A 16,635-nucleotide genomic window follows, 5' to 3' on the forward strand; every position below is an offset into this window, starting at 1 on the left:
GCGTAAACGCACAGGCAGCGGAAATGCCGCTTCCTAGCATCGCGGCTTCCTTCACTCCAACCCCAATTCCCCCGATGACCGCTTTCGTCCTGACGTCCCGCGTCCGCACCTTCGCCGCCCTTGCCACCTTCGGCCTCGCGACTTCCGCTTTCGCGAGCACGCCGCCCGCGCCGGCGGCCGGCACCTACAAGATCGATCCCGCCCATTCGGGCACCTTCTTCGAAGTGGGCCACCTCGGTGGCGTGAGCCGGTTCATGGGCCGCTTCCGCGACATGTCCGGCGAGCTGGTCGTCGATGCGCCGGAAAAAAGCCGCGTGAAGGTCGAAGTGAAGACCGACAGCGTCGACAGCAACCACGACGGCCTGGACAAGCACCTCAAGAGCCCGGACTTCTTCAGCGCCGTCCAGTTTCCCACCATGTCCTTCACGTCCACCGGCGTCACCCTCAACCCGGCGGGCGAGGGCACCCTGGCGGGCAACCTCACGCTGCGCGGCGTGACCAGGCCGGTCACGTTCAAGCTGCGCCACGTCGGGACGGGCAAGGGCATGCGCGGCGAGCAACGGGTCGGCTACGTGGCCACCGGCACGATCAAGCGCACGGACTTCGGCGTGAACTTCGGCGCGCCCAACGCGGCCACCGACGAAGTCGACCTGCGCATCAACATCGAAGCGGTCAAGCAGTAAGCGGACGCGGACTGCCATGCCTGACACCTCGTTGCTGCTTGCGCTGCTCGTGCAGAGCGTGCTGGTCCCCTTTGCCGCAGCCGGCGCGTTGGCGTGGACGCTGCGCCACGCGGCCTGTGCTCCCGCCGCCATGGCCTTGGCCGTAGCGGCAGGTTTCCTGGCTTCTTACATGGCCCTGGTGCCGGGCGCGTGGCCCTGGCCGCCGCAAAGTGCGATGGACTGGCAGCCCTGGGTCGTGCTGGCTTCTTGCGCCGGTGCACTGGTGATTGACGCTGAAAAGCGACGCGGGCCTCGCCAGTTTGTCGCTCGCGCGGTGCTCGGCAGCGTTCTCGGTCTCCTGCTGGTGTGGCCTGCCGTGGGGAGCCTGGGCGTCGCGAAGGCCGGGACGGCAGCGCTCGTCGCGGGGGTGCTCATGGCGGGTGTCTGGTCGCTGCGCACCAATGCGCGTTTCCCCGCCGGCACGCACCCGCTGAGGCTGGCAGCCGTTGCCGGGGGGGCCGGCATTGCGCTGATGCTGGATTCCAGCCAGACGGCTGGCCAGCTGTCCGGAGCCCTCGCGATGGCCCTCGTGGCTTGCGCGGTGATCGGCCAGCTTCGGGCCACGTTGGCCTCTCCGGCGGTGGGCACGGTCGTTCTGGTCCTGGGAACCTTGCTGCTCCAGGCGCACGTGTATGCGGGGTTTCCGCTTGGGTACGTGGCGCTACTGCTCGCCGGGACCGTTGCCGACGTCGTGCCGGCCCTGCTGATTCGACCAGGTCGCGCCTCCAGCGAGCGGGGCGCGAGAGTCACCTCCGCGCTCCTCACGCTGGTCCCGGTGGTCGCGGTCATCGGAATGGCCATCAAGACGCTGCAAGAGTCCGGCGGCTACTGACAACGCAAGGGGCCGGTGGGTTTCCCAATGCTGGGTTGTCGCGCGACCACGGTTGCCGCCAGAAAACCCTTGTGCGTCAATCACTTGGCGGATCTTCCGGGTAAACCGATCCGCCGGGAAATGGACCCCTCAACTTGAGCAACTTCGAAATGGCGGCACCGGTTAAATACCCCAACCCCCGCAGAGCCTCTAGCATCGCCCCTGCACGTGGCTCACCATCCCGCAATTGCCGCATCCCATTGACCAGTAGGCTCTGCCTCTGCGGGTTGTACGCTGCTCGAATATTGCCCGGCTCATGCCGGGTGCCGCACTGGGTGCAGCAGTTCGTCATTGTCGGGGCATCATGCTGGTGGCTGTCCGCCGTGTCCTCCGTCTCCTGACTAGCACGCCCCACAAGTCGAAGGCTGGCGGGCTGGCGGGCATGCTGGCGAAAACTTGCCGCCTTTGGGCGCAAATGCGACCGGCGGGTCTCGGCCGAGATCTCGCGTAGAACCCGCGCCGGTCGGGAGCCTGCTCGGGGGACTGCCGACGCGAAGTATGCCGAGGACGTCAAACGCATCGAAAACCGCATTGGCGAGCCATTGGCCAATCCGTACCTTTACCTCGCCGCGCAGCCTCAAGAATGAGCAAGCGGATTGAGCGACAAGCAAGCAAAGTTCATGAAGCTTCTTCATTGCAACTCCCGTGGTGCCGGTCTGTGCAGGAACGCGTCAAAGGGCGTCCCGATTCAAGTTTCGTCGTCCTGATCGACATTTTCGTGGGCCTCGACTAAGAGCCAGAGCAGTTTCGAAAAGGCAATGCGATTCAAGTCGGAAAGCGGCGCGAGCAGGTCCTCCTGCGCCGTTTGCATGCCCTCGCTGAGGTTCTGGAGGGTTTTCAGGCCGGCCTTGGTGATGACCGACAAGCGGGAACGCCGGTCGTCCGGGTTGACGCGGCGCTCGATGAGGCCTTTTTCTTCCAGGCGCTTCAGGACGTCGGCCGTGGTGGTGCGGTCCAGCGCGAGCTCGTGCCCGATCGCCTTCTGGTCCAGCCACGGGTTCATCGACAGCGCGGTGAGGATGCCGAACTGCACCGGCGTGATGTTGTGCGTCTGGCACTCGCGGAAGAACAGCGCGTCGTGGATCTGGTGCAGGCGCCGGACCAGGAATCCCGGCCGCGCCCAGAGCACCTGCTTGAGGGGATTGAAGCCGCCGCGGGCGGAGCCGATGCCCCCGCGGCTCGAACCGGAGCCGTTGCGCGATCCCGCGCGGGCGCGGCTTCGGGCCGGCGGGGCCGCCGATGTCGTCACCGGCTCCTCGCCAGGCGGCGGCGCGCCCGCGGGGCGCGGCACGGCCTTTCGGCGCGGCGCCCCGGATCCGTCCGGGGACTTCGACCTGGCTTGAGCCGCCGCCCCTCCCGCCTTGGCGTTGCTCAACGCCTTCATACGGTGTCGAAGCTGCAGCCGAGGTACTGCCCGAGCAGCGCGAAGAAGCCCTCTTCGTCGTCCCACGGGATCATGTGCCCGGCGTTGTCGGCCGTGCACTGCACGAGGCCGGGGGCGAGCCGCGCGATCTCGGCGAGGTCCTCGGGCAGGATCACGCCGCCGCGGCCGGCCGCCATCAGCAGCCCCGGCGTGCGCAGGCGCGGGAGGTCGGCATGGATATCGTCCTGGTGGAAGCCGTTGTAGGCCTGCACGATGGCCGCCTCGTCGCAGGTGTGCAGCCATTCGGCCCGCAGGCGCAGCTGCTCCTCGGTCCAGGTCGGCGAGAAGGCGCGCAGGCCGTCGGCGTCCGTGCCCTGGGTCGCCAGCCGGATCGAATCGACATACCAGGACAGCGGCGCCGGATAGCTGCGCCGCCCCGGGCCGGTGACGGGCGGGTCGATCAGCAGCAGCCGGCCCATGCGCTGCGCCTGCTGCGCCGCCGCCCGGATGGCCACGCGGGCGCCCATGGAATGCCCGAGCACCCAGGTGTCCTGCCAGCCCTGCGCCTCCAGCAGTGCGATCACGTCGGCGGCCATTGCGTCCAGGCTCGCATCGAGGCCCGGGCCCGACTGCGACAGACCGCGCCCGCGGAAGTCGAGGACGTGCACGTCGTAGTGGCGCGCCAGCCGCTGCGCGACGAACCCCCAGGTGATCGCCGGACTGGTGATCCCGGGCAGCAGGAGCATGGTCGGTCCGCTGCCGCCGTAGCGCAGCAGGTGGAGCCGCACGCCATTGGCGCGGACGTGGTAGCCGTACGGGAGCGCGCTCATTTGGCGGAGGCCCCCACGCGCGCGTACTCCCCCGACAGCAGGGCGCCGGCGTTCGGCACGACCGGGTCCAGCGAGAGGCTTCGCAGCATGCTGTGCACCGTGCAGACGGCGGCCGAGACCACCGGCAGGCCGATTCGGTCCTGCACCGGCTGGATCGAGGGCAGCGAGGGCATCTGGACGCAGGCCGACAGCACCACGGCGTCGCAGTTGGCGGTGTTGAGTTTCTTCGACAGCTCGATGGGCGCGTGGGGGTCGCGCGCGCCGACGGCCAGGTTGTTGGCGATCTCCAGCGACACGGCGTCGAGCACCTCGATGCCCTCGTGTTCGATGTAGTCGACCACCAACGCCGTCAGCGGCTTCATGTAGGGCGTGAGCACCGCGACCTTGCGCGCGCCCAGCGCCTGCAAGCCCTCGATCAGCGCGCCGGCGCTGGTGACGACGGGGGCAGGGTGCCCGTTCTCGACCGTCAGCGCATGCAGCTTCTGCTCGGAGGTGCGGTGATAGCCGCGGCCCATGCTCATGATCGCGACCAGGCACGCATAGCCCAGCACGTCGACATTGGCGTCCGACAGCTCCAGCGCGCAGCGGCCGGAGTCGCCGTCCATCTTGGCGAGTTCTTCCTTGGTCACGTTCTTCATGCGCATGCGCGCCGAATGGAAGCTGAAGCGCTCGGGGGCGATCGCTTCGCGGGCGCGCAGCATCGCGGGGATCTCGGTCTCCATGGTGGTGTTGGAGCTGGGCACGATCTGCCCGATTCGATAGGTCTTCATGTCTGGCTTCCTCGATAAAAAGCGCCCTGTCGGATGATGCGACAGGCGGCTACTGCGTGGGAGCCGGCGCTGCGGGCAAGGCGGGCGCCAACTCGTAAGGATTGCCTCCCGCGGGCGCGTCCTGCCGCCCGCCCGGGGAGTCGCTTGGGCGGCCAGCGGGCGCCGGGCCACCCGGATAGCTGATCCCGTAGGGATCGCCTTTGCCGCCACCGCCCTGCACCTCGATGCGCACCTTGGACGGGTCGATCTTCGGGACGTCGTCCTTGTAGTGCAGAACGATGCCGGGGAAGCTCATCACGACGATCACCATGACCAGCTGGATCACGATGAACGGAATGGAGCCCCAGTAGATCTGCCCGGTTGTCACCCTCGGGATCATCTTCCGGGTGACCGGATCGAGGTAGTCCTGGTTGGCCGCCACGGAGCGCAGGTAGAACAGCGCGAGGCCGAACGGCGGGTGCATGAACGACGTCTGCATGTTCACGGCAATCAGGATGCCGAACCAGATGAGGTCGATGCCCATCTTGTCGGCCACCGGCCCGAGCAGCGGCACCACGATGAAGGCCAGCTCGAAGAAGTCCAGGAAGAACGCGGCGACGAAGATGAAGATGCTGGCGAAGATCAGGAAGCCCAGCTGCCCGCCCGGAAGGCTGGACAGCAGGTGTTCGACCCAGAGGTCACCGTTGACGGCGCGGAAGGTGAGCGCGAACACGGTCGAGCCGACCAGGATGAACAGCGCAAAGCAGGTCAGCCGCGTGGTCGATTCCATCGCCTGCCGCAGCAGCGTGAGGCTCATGCGCCGGCGCACCAGTGACAGGATCAGCGCGCCGGCGGCGCCCATCGCACCGCCTTCGGTCGGCGTGGCGATGCCGATGAAGATGGTCCCGAGCACCAGGAACACCAGGAACAGGGGCGGGAACATGACGAAGGTGACGCGCTCGGCGGCCTTGGACAGAAGCCCCAGCCGGAGCACGCGGTTCAGGCCGGCCACGACGAAAGCCACCAGGCCCCAGGTCAGCATCCCCGCCACGAACTTCTCGTCCACGGCGGCCTGGCTGCCGACGACGGCCTCATTGGCGGCGACCGCGACGGCGAGGCTGAGCGACATCAGCACCAGCAGTGAGGAGACGCCGCTGGAGCCGTCGGGCTCGCGCAGCTGCCGCGCTTCCGGCGGCAGCGCCGGCAGCTGGTTGGGTCGCATCCAGGCCAGCATGCCCACGTACAGCACATACATGCCCGTGAGCAGCAGGCCGGGCACCAGGGCCCCGCGGTACATGTCGCCCACGGACCGTCCGAGCTGGTCGGCCAGGATGATCAGCGTCAGTGACGGCGGGATGATCTGCGAGAGCGTTCCGGACGCTGCGATGACGCCGGTGGCGATGCGTCGGTCGTAGCCGTAGCGCAGCATGATGGGCAGCGAGATCAGGCCCATGGAGATCACCGAGGCCGAGACGACGCCGGTGGTGGCGGCCAGCAGGGCGCCCACGCCCACCACCGCGAACGCGAGGCCGCCGCGCACCGGGCCGAACAGCTGGCCCACCGTGTCGAGCAGGTCCTCCGCCATTCCCGAGCGCTCCAGGATCAGCCCCATGAACGTGAAGAAGGGCAAGGCCAGCAAGGTGTCGTTGGTCATGATGCCGAAGACACGAAGCGGCAAGGCCTGGAACAGCGCAGGCGTCAGCAGGTCGAGCTGCATGCCGATCAGGGCGAACAGGATGCCGTTGGCGGCCAGCGCGAATGCGACGGGGTAGCCGAGAAGCAGCATCGCGATCAGGGCCGCGAACATGACGGGAGCCAGGTTTTGCGCCAGGAATTCCATCAGCGGCGCTCCCCTTTGTCGGTCAGCGGGGTGCTGGCGACATTGGCCGTTTCGGCCTCGGCACGGGCACGCAGTTCAGCCGCGAGCTGCTCCTCCTCGGTCGGCGCTGCGGCGCCGGGCACCGGGTCCGGCCCTTGCCCGCGCAGGAAGGCGATGCACTTGATCAGGTGCGACAGGGCCGCCGCGAGCAGGAGGCAGAACCCGATCGGCACCAGCAGCTTGGCCGGCCAGCGGATCAGCCCGCCGGAGTTCGACGAGACCTCCTTCGAACTCCAGGACTCCCAGAACATGGGCCAGCCCAGCACCATGATCAACACGGCGGCCGGCAGCAGGAAGAAGAGCGTGCCGAAGATATCGATGCCGACCTGCGTGCGACGCGGCAGCCTGGTGGACAGCACATCGACGCGGACATGCCCGTTCTTCAGCAGGGTGTAGCCGGACGAGAGCAGGAAGATCGCGCCGAACAGGTACCACTGCAGTTCGAGCCAGGCGTTGGAGCCACTGCCGAAGAACTTGCGCGCGATGGCGTTGCCGGCGCTCACGATCACGGCCGCCAGGACCGCCCAGGCCACCCACCGGCCGATGCGCTCGTTCACTCGGTCGATGAGGCTTGAAAGCTTCAATAGGAAATGCATCGTCGATGTGTCAGCAGGGCCGGGCGGTTGGAGTCGAAGTCGGCGCAGGAAGGGTGGCTCGCCGGCTTGCGGCCAGGCCCGGTGGGCATGCGCCGGCGAAGCGGGCAGGGGGCGGCACGGCGGCGGGCGCTACCGGCGGCCGCCGAACAAGGACCGCACCCGGCCCCACAGCAGGTCCCAGACCATGCGCGCCATGGGGATCGGGCGCGGCGGCTCGGCAGCGGCGCTGCCGCCGCGCATCCGCACCGTCACCTGCTGGCCGAAGTCGGCCACCATCCGGCGGACGAAATCCTTCACCAGGCCCGATCGGGAGAACTGCGCCAGCGGCCCTTGCAGCGAATACACCATGTCCACGTGCACGCGGGTGCTGTCGGCCGAGGTGCCTTCGAGTCGGTAGGCGATGTCACCTTGGGCGCGTGACTGGCTGAGCGTGTCCTGCCCGGCGCCCTTGAGGACGGCCTCCTTGGTCGCGTCGTTGCGCTCGAGCCGGGCGGCTCCGGCAAAGGCGGCCGCCATCGGGCCGAACTTGACCGCGATGCGCCCCTTCACCTTGTCGCCGTCCTGCGATTCGATGGCCGCGCCCGGCAGGCACGAGGCCACGGCCGGCAGGTCGCCCATGAAGCGCCACACCTCGTCCAGCGGAAACGGCACGTCGAAGGCAGCCTCGATCTGATTGCCCTTGGGCTTCGCACCGGAAGCCGCACCGGAAGCCGCACCAGCCGCTGCACCCGCACCCGCAGGGGCGGCGGGCGCCGTGGCCGCGGTCTTTCCGACCATCTGGTGCGCGGCGCCCGTGGCGGACGTGGCGATCGGAATACCGACCGATGCCGCCGAAGCCGGGACCTGCTGCGCTGCGACGGCACCCGCCGCGTCGGCACGGGCCACGACGCGTGCGCGTGGCCCCGCTTTGCGGTCCGAGCGCAGGTTCTCGCGCAGCTGGAGCACTTCGGCGTCCGGCTCGTCGCGCTGCTGCTGGAGAACGTCCAGCACGGCGTTCACGATTCCCAGGTAGCCGGTGCAACGGCACAGGTTGCCGGACAGCTCCAGACGCACGCGGGCCTCGTCGGCCTGCGGTAGGCGCAGCACGATGTCGCGCGCAGTGGCGAGCATGCCGGGTGTGCAGAAGCCGCATTGGAGCGCATGGTGGCGCGTGAAGGCGGCGCGCAGCAACTGCATCAGCCGATCGTTGTCATAGCCCTCGACGGTGGTGACTTCGCGGCCCTCGCAGGCGACCGCGAAGGTGATGCAGGAGCGCACCGGCTGGCCGTCGACGAGGACGGTGCAGGCGCCGCAGACGCCATGTTCGCAACCCAGGTGCGTCCCCGTCAGGCGCAGCTCGTCGCGCAGGAAGTCACCCAGGTGGGTTCTCGGCTCCGCTTCGGCGCTGATCTCGCGGCCGTTGACGTGCAGGCTGACGGTATTCAAGTCGGGGCTCCAGTGGCTTGGGTGCGGGCGACCACGCCCGCGTGCTCCAGCGCGCGCTCCAGGCACGCCGTGAACATCTTGAGGTCGATGGGATCGCGCTCCGGCAGCGCGGCGGCGACCGCCGCGCGCAGCTGTGCGCGCGAGGCTGCCGAGGCGCCGTCGCGCGCAACGGCCGAGGCGAGTGCATCCAGCAGCAGCGGCGGGCCGTCTACCGCACCCAGCACGATGCGCGAGACGCCAGCGGCCTCGTCCAGGTAGATCGCCGCACTGGCTTCCGCGAATTCGCCGGGCTTTCGGCACAGCTTGTGGTATCCCCAGCGCGTGCTGGGCGTATGCCGCGGCACGATCACCGCGGTCACGAGTTCGTCGGGCTCTAGCACCGTGGTGTAGGCGCCGAGCATGAACCCGGCGGCCTCGACCGTGCGTTCCCCGCGCGGCGAGCGCAACCTGACCCGCGCGCCGAGGGCGGGCAGCACGACCACCCAGTCAGCCGCCGGATCCGCATGGGCCAGGCTGCCGCCAACCGTGCCGCGATTGCGCACGGCGCGGTAGGCGATCCCGGCCGCCACACCCTGCATGGGATGGCCGACCAGGGGCGCGTGGTGTCCGTCCTCGATCTCGGAGTGCGTGACGCCGGCGCCGATCTCGATGCCTTCCGCAACGGCCTTCACCTGCCGCAGCAAAGGCAGGCCCGCGATGTCGATCACCTGCGGCGGCCGCGCAAGGCGCAGGTTCAGCATGGGGCCGAGCGACTGGCCCCCGCTCATGGCCTTGGCCGCCCCCTCGCTGCGTGCCAGCGCCTGCAGCGCCTCGTCCAGTTCCAGGACGCTCATGTATCCGAAGCTCGCAGCCTTCACTTGGCGACTTCCTCTGGCAAGGTGGCACTCTCCAGCGCCTTGAGCAGGCGCCGCGGCGTGAGCGGGGTGAGGAGCACCTCGGCGGCGCCGGTGCCGCGAAGCGCGTCGTTCACGGCGTTGAAGATCACCGCCGGCGGAGCGATGGCGCCGCCTTCCCCCATGCCCTTGGCGCCGAACTCGGTGTTGGGCGAGGGCGTCTCGAAATGCTCGATGCGGATGCGCGGCACCTCGGTGGCGCCCGGCAGGATGTAGTCGGCCAGCGTGGACGCCAGAGGCTGGCCCTGGTCGTCGTACGGCGTCTCTTCGTACATTGCGGTGCCGATGCCCTGGGCGATGCCGCCGATGGTCTGGCCCTCGACGATCATGGGATTGACGATCGTGCCGCAGTCCTCGACCACCACGTAGTCGAGGATCTCGACTTCCCCCGTCTCCGTATCGACCGCGACCACCGCGGCCTGGCTCGCATAGGTGAAGGCGCCCGTATCGACCTTGGGCTTGTACGCCCGGGACACCTCGAGTCCGCCGAGGTTGACGTTGTCCGGCAGGTCCTGCGGGCTGAGGTACCAGGCGTGCCCGACCTCGGCCAGGGTGACCGATTTCTCGGCGGCCCAGGCGCGGCCTTCGAGCAGCGCGACCGCCTGCGGCTCCACGCCCATCAGGTGGGCGGCGATCGCCTGCACGCGCGGCAGCAGCTCCTTGCAGGCGACGGCCACGGCGCCGCCGGACATCACGGTGGCGCGCGAGGCATAGGTGCCCGTGGAGAAAGGCGTCTGCCCCGTGTCGCCGTGGATGACGCGTATCCGGTTCACCGGCACGCCGAGCACGTCGTGCGCGATCTGCGAGAAGCTGGTCTCCATGCCCTGGCCGTGCGAGTGCACGCCGACACGCACTTCGAGCCCGCCGTCGGCCGTGAGCTTGACCATGGCCTGGTCATAGCCGGGAACGACCGGCAGCCCCCAGGTGGCGAACACGGAGGTGCCGTGGGCCGACTGCTCGGTGTAGGTGGCGGTGCCGACGCCGATGCGCCGGCCGTCGGGCTCGCCGCGGGCCTGCCGCTCGCGCACGGCTTCCAGCCCGATCATCTCGACCGCCCGCTTGAGGCTGGCCGGGAAGTCGCCGCTGTCGAAGTGCTTGTTGGCGACGTTCACGTAGGGCATCTGCTCGCCCTTGACCAGGTTGTCCATGCGGACCTGCCAGGGCTCGCGGCCGACTTCGCGCGCCAGCGCGTCCATCAGCAGCTCCATGGCGAAGCACACGCCCGTGCGCGCGACGCCGCGGTACGGCATGAAGCCGGGCTTGTTGGTGCCGACGCAGCGCGTCTCGCAGCGATAGCCGCGGAAGGCATACGGACCGGGCAGGTTGCCCACCGCCTGCCCCGGCTCGAGGCCGATGTTGAACGGCCAGCACGAATACGCGCCGCCGTCGATGGTGATCACGGCGTCCAGCGCGAGCAGCTTGCCGCTGCGGTCGGCATAGGCGGTGAGCTGGTAGTGGTGCTGGCGCGTGTTGGCGCCCACGATCAGGTGCTCGCGCCGGTCTTCCAGGTAGCGGAACGGGCGTTTGTGGGTCTTGGCGAGCCAGGCGATGCACAGCTCTTCGGGGTGCATGACGCACTTGTAGCCGAAGGCACCTCCGACGTCGGGCGAGACGACGCGGACGTTCTCCTCGCCCATGCCAAGGTGCTGCGCGATCCCCGCGCGCAGCAGGTGCGGCACCTGCGTGGCGCTGACGACGACCAGCTGGTGCGACTGGAAGTCCCAGTAAGCCATCACGGCCTTGCCTTCCATCGGCACCATGCACTGGCGGGAGAGCTCGATCGTGCGCGTCACCTTGACCTCGGCCTGGGCGGCCAGCTGATCGAAGTCGCGATCGGCCCGCAAGGTCATGAACAGGTTGTCCTTCCAGCCCGGGTGGAGAAGCTCCTCCTTGGCCGCGAGAGCCGACCACGAGTCGTGGAAGACCGGCAGCTCGTCGAAGGAGATCTGCACCTGCTCCAGCAGGTCCTCGGCGATCGCCCGCGTGGGGGCGTAGGCCATGGCCACGGCCTCGCCGACGAAGCGGACCTTGCCGCTCGCGAGCGGCGGCTGCGTCGAGTTCTGGTAGGTGGGCAGGGAAGACGGCGAGACGATGTCGGCAGCGTCGGCCATCATCTCGCGCAGGACCACGCGGCCGGCGAGTTCTTCCGGGATGTCGGCCCCGGTGATGCGTGCGTGCGCCAGCGGACTGCGCAGGAAGGCGACCTCCTGCAGGCCCGGCATCACCATGTCGCCGACGAAATTTCCCTTGCCGGCCAGGTGCCGCGCATCTTCCTTGCGCGGCACCCGGGCCCCGATGCCCTCCGGCTTCAGAACCCGTGACGGGGTTTCAACCTGATTCATGCTTTTTGTCTGCCGCTGCTGCTTTGCTTACTTATTGCCAGCAGTGGCCTGGACGGCGTTGAAGGTGTAGCCGTCCAGCGCCGTCTCGGCCACCCGGAACCAGCTCACCTGCCGCGCCTGGAAGGGCTGCCAGTCCTTGTAGATCGTCGCGAAGTCGGGGTTCTTCTGGCTCAGCTCGGCCCACAGCTGCTGCGACGCCTTGTACGCGGCGTCCATCACGTCGCGCGGGAAGTACGACACCTTGGCGCCGCTGGCGATCAGCTGCAGCAGGGCGTTCGGGTTGGTGGCGTCGTAGCGGGCCAGCATGAGCATGGCCTGCTCGTTCGCCGCGGTCTCGAACGCAGCCTTGAATTCCGGCGGCAGCGCGTTCCAGGCGTTCAGATTCACATGGCTGGTCACCGAGGCGCTGCCTTCCCACCAGCCGGGGGTGTAGTAGTAGGGTGCCACCTTGTTCAGGCCAAGCTTCTGGTCATCGTAGGGGCCGATCCACTCGGCCGCGTCGAGGGCGCCCTTCTCGAGCGCCGGGTAGATGTCCCCGGGCGGGATCTGCTGGGGCTGGGCGCCGAGCTTGGCCAGCACCATGCCGCCGATGCCGCCGATGCGCATCTTCAGGCCCTCCAGATCCTTGACCGACTTGATCTCCTTGCGGAAGAAACCGCCCATCTGCACGCCGACGTTGCCGACCTGGAAGTTGATGATGTTGTACTTCTTGTACAGCTGGCGCAGGTGCTCCATGCCGCCGCCGCTGTAGAGCCATGCGTTGTGCTGGCGCGCGTTCAGCCCGAACGCCAGGCCGGCGTCGAAGGCGACCGCGCTGTTCTTGCCGATGAAGAACGAGCTCAGCACGTGGTTGCATTCCATCGTGCCGTTGCTCACCGCGTCCATGAGCTGAGGCGCCGGCACGATCTCGCCGTTGGGGAACGCCCGGATCTCGAACCGGCCGCCCGTGAGCTCGCCCACGCGCTTGCAGAGGTTCTCGGCCGAGCCGTACATGTTGTCCAGGCTCTTCGGCCATGCCGTGGCCATGCGCCAGCGAACGGTCGTCTGCGCTTGCGCATGAACCGCCGGCGCGGCAAGCGCTGCGACGCCCACCCCTCCAGCTACCGCCATCTTGTCCAGGAATCCGCGACGTCGCATTGAAAGCTCCTACGTGTGGTGAAGAACGTGATCCGGCGTGGAAACACCGGCCGACCGACCTGCCTGTCGCAACTTCGATGCCAACCCTCCCATGAGGTCGAAAGGCATGTCCGGGGCCGCGATTGGGCAGTGTACTGATCGATTATGGAAGCATGGGCCGGCCACTGGAAGCCCCCCTTGGCTAGTACAAACCCGAACCCCAAGATGGTGCCCCGGAAATCCCGCGCTCCCTGTGGCGGTGCTGCTGGGGTGGGTTTGGTTCTGCACGGTCGGGCAGCGCAGGACTCTCGAAAACCCGGAGGGGCGACCCCCTTGAACGTCAGTGCGATCTGGCGGTAATATGGACGTGTACTGACTAATCTACTTCGCGCGGCATCGCCGCGACTGGATGAGCCGATGGAATGGATCAAGGTTGCCGGCGCGCAAGAGCTCGGCGATGACGAAGTGAAGGCGGTGAACGTGGCGGGGCACCGCATCGCGCTGTATCGCTGCGACGGCGAGTTCTTTGCGACCGACAACATGTGCACGCATGCCGAGGCGCTGCTGTCGGAGGGCTATGTCGAGGACGGTTGCATCGAGTGCCCGCTGCACCAGGGGCGGTTCGACATCCGCACCGGCAAGGCGATGTGCGCGCCCGTCACCGTCGACGTGCGCACGCACGCCGTCAAGCAGGAAGGCGACGACATCTACGTCCGTTCGCCAGACAGCCAGTGACCACCGGGCGCGTCGTCATCGTGGGGGCCGGCCAGTCGGCGGCCGTCGCCGCGCATGCCTTGCGTGAGGGCGGCCACGGCGGCGCCATCGTCATGGCGGGGCGCGAGCTGCACCGGCCCTACGAGCGACCGCCCTTGTCCAAGGCGGTGCTGGTCGGGGCCGAGGAGCCGCGCCTGGACGTCCTGGCCGAGGAGGCCTGGCTGCGCTGCAACGTGGAGTTGCTCAGCGGCGCCGACGTCGTGCGAATGGAGCCCGCGCAGCGGCGGCTGCACCTCGCGAACGGCCAGGCCATCGATTACGACCAGTGCCTGCTGGCCACCGGCGGCGAGCCGCGCCTGCTTGCCTGGGCGCCCTGCGGCGGCGAGCGCATCCACTACCTGCGCACGCTGGACGACGCGCGGCGGCTGCGCCTGTCGCTACAGGCGCGGCCCCGGATCGCGATCGTGGGGGGCGGCTTCCTCGGCCTGGAGGTCGCGCACTCGGCGCTGGCGGCCGGCGCCTCGGTGACGGTCATCGAGAGCGCGCCCGCGCTGCTGACGCGCTTCCTGCCGGCAGAGGTCTCGGCCTGGCTAGAAGCCACGCTGCGCAGTGAAGGCGCGCAGCTGCGGCTGGGAGCGTCCGTGAGCTGCGCCGAAACCACTGGCGAGGGCCCGCTGCTGCTGCTCACGCAGGGCGGTGAGCGACTGGAAGTGGACGAGCTGCTGGTCTGCATCGGCATGTCGCCCAACGATGCGCTGGCCCGTGAGGCCGGCCTCGCCATCGCGCCCGGTGGCGGCGTTCTGGTGGACGCCTTCTGCCGCACCAGCGATGCGCACGTCTATGCCTGCGGCGACTGCGCGAGCCAGCTGCGGCCCGGGCAGCAGCAGCCCACGCGCATGGAGTCCTGGCAGAACGCGAACGAGCAGGCCCGCATCGCCGCTGCCGCCATGCTCGGCTCGGCGCCGCCGGTGCCGCCCTATCCCTGGTTCTGGACCGAGCAGGGACGGCACAACCTGCAGATGCTGGGACTGCCCGCCGCCGACCTCGTCTACGTTCGCCGGGGCGACCCCGCCAGCGGCAAGGCCCTCTGGATCGGCCATCGCGGCGGCGTGCCCGTGCACGGCGTGGCGCTCAATGCCGGCGGCGAGCTTCGCGCCCTGCGTCCCCTGTTCGACCGCGCCCGGCCGGTGCCCATGCACGAGTTCGGCCAGGACAACCTCAACCTGCGTGCCTGGGCCAAGCAGTCGCTGGCCGACGCCGCGGCCACCCCCTAACTTCACCGCGACCCAACGGGAGCCTCCATGTACCAATCGCAGTCTGTCATCGGCGTGACCGATGCCGCAAAGAACCCGCCGCTCGACCAATGCATCTGGCCCGCCGATGCCCTGCACACCATTCCCGACTGGGTCTATACGAGCCAGGACCTGTACGACCGCGAGATGGACCGCATCTTCCGGGGCGAGACCTGGAGCTTCGTGGCGCTGGAGGCCGAGATTCCCAATCCGGGCGATTACAAGCGCGGCTACGTCGGTTCGGTGCCGGTGGTCATCGCCCGCGCCGAAGACAACGCCATCTCCGTGTTCGAGAACCGCTGCGCCCACCGGGGGGCGGAGTTCTGCCGCAGCAACCAGGGCAACGCCAAGGAGTTCGTTTGCCCCTACCACCAGTGGTCCTATGACCTCAAGGGCAATCTCCAGGGCGTGCCCTTCAAGCGCGGAGTCAACAAGCAGGGCGGCATGCCCAAGGATTTCCAGAACGCCGAGCACGGCGCCCGCCAGCTGCGCGTGACCACGCGCAACGGGGTGGTGTTCGCCACCTATTCGGACAAGACGCCACCGCTGGAGGAGTACCTCACGCAGGACATCGTCGACGAGTTCGACGTCACCTTCACGGGCAAGAAGCTCAAGATCCTGGGCTACTACCGCAACGAGCTTCCGTGCAACTGGAAGATGTACCACGAGAACCTCAAGGACCCGTACCACGCGACCCTGCTGCACTCGTTCCTGGTGGTGTTCGGCCTGCTGGTGGCCGGCAACAAGTCGATCATGCTCGCCGACAAGGCGCATGGCCGCCATGCCTACATGGGATCCGCCAAGCCGGAGGACAAGTACGCCGCCGTGTCGGCCGAGACCAAGGCCGAGATGCGCTCCTTCCACGACAAGCTGCGCCTGCGCGACGAGCGCTTCCTGGAGTTCGTGCGCGAATTCGACTCGCCCTGGTCGGTGACCATGATGACCATCTGGCCCAACCTCGTGGTGCAGCGCGAGATGAACACGCTCGGCGTGCGGCAGATCATCCCCAACGGTCCCCACAGCATGATCATGCAGTGGACGATGTTCGGCTACGAGGACGACACCCCCGAGATGACGCGCCACCGCCTGCGCCAGGGCAACCTGATGGGCCCTGCCGGGTTCCTGGGCCTGGAGGACAACGAGGCCATGAAGTTCGTCCAGGAAGGCTTGCGCCGTTCCAGCACGGACGTCAACATCCTCAAGCTCGACTCCGGCAACGTCGGCACCTCCAACGGGCTGATCTCGGAGTCGTGCATCCGCTCGCTGTACGAGCATTACCGCGGGGTCATGGGCATCCCCGTCGCAGGAGCCGCCCAATGAAGGAAAGACTCGCCTACCGCCCCGCCACCGTCTCGCCGCAGCGCGCCGCCGTGCTGCGGGCCGAGATCGAGGCCTTCAACGCCGAGTACTGCGCGGCGCTGGACGCCAACGATGTCGAGCGCTGGCCGGACTTCTTTTCTGAGGACGCCACGTACCGCGTGACCTCGCGCGAGAACGCGCTGCTGGACATGCCGGTCGGCCTCGTGTACTGCGAAGGCGCCGACATGATCCGTGACCGCGCGCTGGCGGTGGCGCACTCGCAGATGTTCGCGCCGCGGCACATGCTGCACATGCTGGGCACCACGCGCGTGGTCGATGAAGCCGACGGGGTGATCGAGGCGCAGACGCCGTTCATCCTGGTGCAGACGCTGATCGAGGGGCCCTCCACCGTGCACCTGGCCGGCACGTTCTACGACCGCTTCGTGCGCCGTGGCGAGCAGCTGCTGCTGGCGGACCGCCAGGTGGTCCATGACACCGAGGTGCTCGCGACCGCGCTGGCCTACCCCGTCTGAGTGCATCGAGG

At 68.4% G+C, this 16,635-nt stretch carries 15 protein-coding genes; 6 read left to right on the top strand and 9 right to left on the bottom strand.

The window, feature by feature from the left end:
• Positions 1–74 precede the first annotated feature (74 nt).
• Positions 75–683 carry a YceI family protein gene (locus EZ242_RS18280; protein ID WP_167784847.1) on the top strand — a complete coding sequence of 203 codons (609 nt, stop codon included), beginning with the start codon at positions 75–77 and terminating at the stop codon, positions 681–683.
• Between the two features lie 16 nt (positions 684–699).
• Complete coding sequence (locus EZ242_RS18285) at positions 700–1,554, top strand: hypothetical protein (protein ID WP_135286636.1); 855 nt, start codon at positions 700–702, stop codon at positions 1,552–1,554.
• Positions 1,555–2,281: 727 nt separating this feature from the next.
• Here the strand turns inward: EZ242_RS18285 and EZ242_RS18290 are convergent.
• From EZ242_RS18290 to EZ242_RS18330, 9 genes are all read right to left on the bottom strand, one after another.
• The gene (locus EZ242_RS18290; RefSeq protein ID WP_240787157.1) at positions 2,282–2,761 is read right to left on the bottom strand and encodes a MarR family winged helix-turn-helix transcriptional regulator; all 480 of its coding nucleotides are present in this window, start codon (positions 2,759–2,761) and stop codon (positions 2,282–2,284) included.
• Between the two features lie 212 nt (positions 2,762–2,973).
• Positions 2,974–3,786, bottom strand: coding sequence for an alpha/beta fold hydrolase (locus EZ242_RS18295; RefSeq protein WP_135286638.1), 813 nt, complete (start codon positions 3,784–3,786; stop codon positions 2,974–2,976).
• A complete protein-coding gene (locus tag EZ242_RS18300; RefSeq protein ID WP_135286639.1) occupies positions 3,783–4,556 on the bottom strand; it encodes a maleate cis-trans isomerase family protein in 774 nt (257 codons plus the stop codon). The genes EZ242_RS18295 and EZ242_RS18300 overlap by 4 nt, the downstream gene beginning before the upstream one ends.
• 49 nt (positions 4,557–4,605) lie before the next feature.
• Complete coding sequence (locus EZ242_RS18305; protein ID WP_135286640.1) at positions 4,606–6,375, bottom strand: TRAP transporter large permease; 1,770 nt, start codon at positions 6,373–6,375, stop codon at positions 4,606–4,608.
• Positions 6,375–7,010: a TRAP transporter small permease subunit gene (locus EZ242_RS18310; RefSeq protein WP_135286641.1), complete on the bottom strand. Its 636-nt coding sequence runs from the start codon at positions 7,008–7,010 to the stop codon at positions 6,375–6,377. Before EZ242_RS18310 ends, EZ242_RS18305 begins: the two co-directional genes overlap by 1 nt.
• Before the next feature lie 129 nt (positions 7,011–7,139).
• Positions 7,140–8,435, bottom strand: coding sequence for a xanthine dehydrogenase family Fe-S subunit (locus tag EZ242_RS18315; protein ID WP_135286642.1), 1,296 nt, complete (start codon positions 8,433–8,435; stop codon positions 7,140–7,142).
• The gene (locus EZ242_RS18320; protein ID WP_135286643.1) at positions 8,432–9,292 is read right to left on the bottom strand and encodes an FAD binding domain-containing protein; all 861 of its coding nucleotides are present in this window, start codon (positions 9,290–9,292) and stop codon (positions 8,432–8,434) included. Before EZ242_RS18320 ends, EZ242_RS18315 begins: the two co-directional genes overlap by 4 nt.
• The gene (locus EZ242_RS18325) at positions 9,289–11,670 is read right to left on the bottom strand and encodes a xanthine dehydrogenase family protein molybdopterin-binding subunit (protein ID WP_135286644.1); all 2,382 of its coding nucleotides are present in this window, start codon (positions 11,668–11,670) and stop codon (positions 9,289–9,291) included. Before EZ242_RS18325 ends, EZ242_RS18320 begins: the two co-directional genes overlap by 4 nt.
• A gap of 27 nt (positions 11,671–11,697) precedes the next feature.
• Positions 11,698–12,807 carry a TRAP transporter substrate-binding protein gene (locus tag EZ242_RS18330; protein ID WP_135286645.1) on the bottom strand — a complete coding sequence of 370 codons (1,110 nt, stop codon included), beginning with the start codon at positions 12,805–12,807 and terminating at the stop codon, positions 11,698–11,700.
• A gap of 396 nt (positions 12,808–13,203) precedes the next feature.
• Between EZ242_RS18330 and EZ242_RS18335 the strand changes: the two genes are divergently transcribed.
• Genes EZ242_RS18335 through EZ242_RS18350 form a run of 4 tightly spaced genes read left to right on the top strand, consistent with a single transcriptional unit; the run spans position 13,204 to position 16,624 of the window.
• A complete protein-coding gene (locus EZ242_RS18335) occupies positions 13,204–13,521 on the top strand; it encodes a non-heme iron oxygenase ferredoxin subunit (protein WP_135286646.1) in 318 nt (105 codons plus the stop codon).
• A complete protein-coding gene (locus EZ242_RS18340) occupies positions 13,518–14,774 on the top strand; it encodes an NAD(P)/FAD-dependent oxidoreductase (RefSeq protein WP_135286647.1) in 1,257 nt (418 codons plus the stop codon). The genes EZ242_RS18335 and EZ242_RS18340 overlap by 4 nt, the downstream gene beginning before the upstream one ends.
• A 27-nt stretch (positions 14,775–14,801) precedes the next feature.
• On the top strand, positions 14,802–16,112 hold the full coding sequence (locus EZ242_RS18345) for an aromatic ring-hydroxylating dioxygenase subunit alpha (RefSeq protein ID WP_135286648.1): 1,311 nt from the start codon (positions 14,802–14,804) through the stop codon (positions 16,110–16,112).
• Positions 16,109–16,624, top strand: a complete 516-nt coding sequence (locus tag EZ242_RS18350) for an aromatic-ring-hydroxylating dioxygenase subunit beta (RefSeq protein WP_135286649.1) — start codon at positions 16,109–16,111, stop codon at positions 16,622–16,624. The genes EZ242_RS18345 and EZ242_RS18350 overlap by 4 nt, the downstream gene beginning before the upstream one ends.
• Positions 16,625–16,635 lie beyond the last annotated feature (11 nt).

This window comes from Ramlibacter rhizophilus, from assembly GCF_004681965.1.
Taxonomy (GTDB): Bacteria; Pseudomonadota; Gammaproteobacteria; order Burkholderiales; family Burkholderiaceae_C; genus Ramlibacter; species Ramlibacter rhizophilus.